Source organism: Bradyrhizobium sp., from assembly GCF_049581145.1.
Classification (GTDB): domain Bacteria; phylum Pseudomonadota; class Alphaproteobacteria; order Rhizobiales; family Xanthobacteraceae; genus Bradyrhizobium.
Genome location: NZ_JBAURI010001314.1, coordinates 1 through 1,845, shown reverse-complemented (window position 1 = coordinate 1,845; position 1,845 = coordinate 1). Strand labels below are relative to the sequence as shown.

At 61.5% G+C, this 1,845-nt stretch carries 1 protein-coding gene and 1 pseudogene; both read left to right on the top strand.

The genetic code is table 11. From position 1 onward, the window contains the following. Position 1: 1 nt before the first annotated feature. A pseudogene (locus tag WCB02_RS41900) lies at positions 2–841 on the top strand (hypothetical protein); the annotation flags it as partial. After that, positions 833–1,666 carry a M13-type metalloendopeptidase gene (locus WCB02_RS41895; RefSeq protein ID WP_423968885.1) on the top strand — a complete coding sequence of 278 codons (834 nt, stop codon included), beginning with the start codon at positions 833–835 and terminating at the stop codon, positions 1,664–1,666. The pseudogene WCB02_RS41900 and the gene WCB02_RS41895, both read left to right, overlap by 9 nt. Positions 1,667–1,845 lie beyond the last annotated feature (179 nt).

Here is a 1,845-nt window from a genome sequence, read left to right as displayed (position 1 = left end):
CATCCAGGCCGCGCTCGCCCGCATCGACGCGCTGAACACCCGCCCTGAACTCCTCGCCGCCATCGCCACGCTGCATCACGACGTTCCCGGCAGCTTCTTCTTCCGCTCCGGCACCGGGCAGGACGCGATCGATTCTTCCACGGTGATCGTCGAGGTGGGTGCCGGCGGACTCGGTCTGCCGGATCGCGACTACTACCTCAAGACCGATCCGAAGAGCGTCAAGCTGCGCCAGCAATATACCGAATACATCGCACAGTTGCTAACCCTCAACGGAGAGTCAGCGTCCCAGGCCCAGGCTGACGCTGCCAGCATTCTGCACATCGAGACCGAGCTCGCCAAGGCCTCCCTCACCCGCGTCGAGCAGCGCGATCCGCACAATCTTTATCACATGATGGAGATTGCCGACGTTCAGAAGCTGACGCCCGCCATCAACTGGGCCGACTACTTCAAGCAGCAGGGCGCGCCCGGCCTGGCCAAGCTCAACGTCTCGCAGCCCGCATTCCTTAAGGCGCTCCAAACCGAACTCTCCACCGAAGATGTCGCTGCCCTGCGCGCCTACCTGCGCTTCCATCTGCTCAGCGCCATGGCCTAGTACCTCGCCGAGCCCTACGAGAAGGCCTATTACGGCTTCTACTACACGACCCTGCGTGGCGTGCCGCAGATGCCTCCGCGCTGGAAGGTCTGCACTCGCAACGTTGACCGCAATCTTGGCGAGGCGCTCGGCCAGGAGTTCGTGCGCCGCACCTTCAGTAAAGAGACGAAGGCCAAGACCGAGTTGATGACCGAGCAGATCGAAGCCCAGATGCAGCACGAGATCGAGAACCTCGACTGGATGAGTCCCGCAACCAAGCAAGAGGCGCTGCGCAAGCTTCACGCCATCCGCAACAAGATTGGCTATCCCGACCACTGGCGCGACTACACCGCGCTCGAAGTCAAGCCAGACGACTACGCCGGCAACGTCCTCCGCGCTTACCGCTTCAACCAGGCCTACGAGTGGAACAAGCTCGGCAAGCCCGTGAACCGCGACGAGTGGGGCATGACGCCGCCGACGGTGAACGCTTACTTCGATCCGCAGATGAACGACATTAACTTTCCGGCGGGAGTGTTGCAGCCGCCTCTATACGATCCCAAGCTCGATGACGCGCCGAACTACGGCAACACCGGCGCCACCATCGGCCACGAGCTTACCCACGCCTTCGACGACGAAGGCCGGCAGTTCGACTCCAAGGGCAACCTCCGCGACTGGTGGACACCGGAAGATGCGAAGGGATTCGAGCAGCGCATCGGCTGTGTGCGCACGCAATACGCGGGCTACGTCATCGTCGACGACATCCATATCAACTCCAAGCTGACCAGCGGGGAAGACGTGGCGGACCTGGGTGGAACGCTGCTGGCCTACATGGCGTGGAAGAAGGAGACTGCCGGCGAGCATCTGCCGGACAAAGACGGCTTCACGCCTGACCAGCGATTCTTCGTCGGCATGGCGCAGTGGGCCTGCTCCAACGAACGTCCGGAGGACCAACGCGTGGAGGCTGCGACCGATCCGCACTCGCCCTCGTTCGCGCGCATCAACGGCGTGGTGTCGAATCTACCCGAGTTCCAGAAGGCGTTCGCCTGTAAGGCGGGTCAACCGATGGTGCACGTACCCAATTGCAAAGTCTGGTAAGACGAACTCATCGTTGCGGAAACGAAGCGAGAGACTCGGAGCGATCGCAGCTCTGGTAGATTGAGCGTATCCCCTCCTCGCCAGAGGAGCTTTATCAGGGCGTCTAATTTGGATAAATCTGTTGTGGGGCCTGCGCAACACTCGCATAAATTTCTGACGCTCGACGCACTGCGAGGTGT

Bases quoted from the DNA above. Each gene is read 5' to 3' on its own strand.
- WCB02_RS41895 (WP_423968885.1), top strand. From the start codon at position 833: ATGAGTCCCGCAACCAAGCAAGAGGCGCTGCGCAAGCTTCACGCCATC.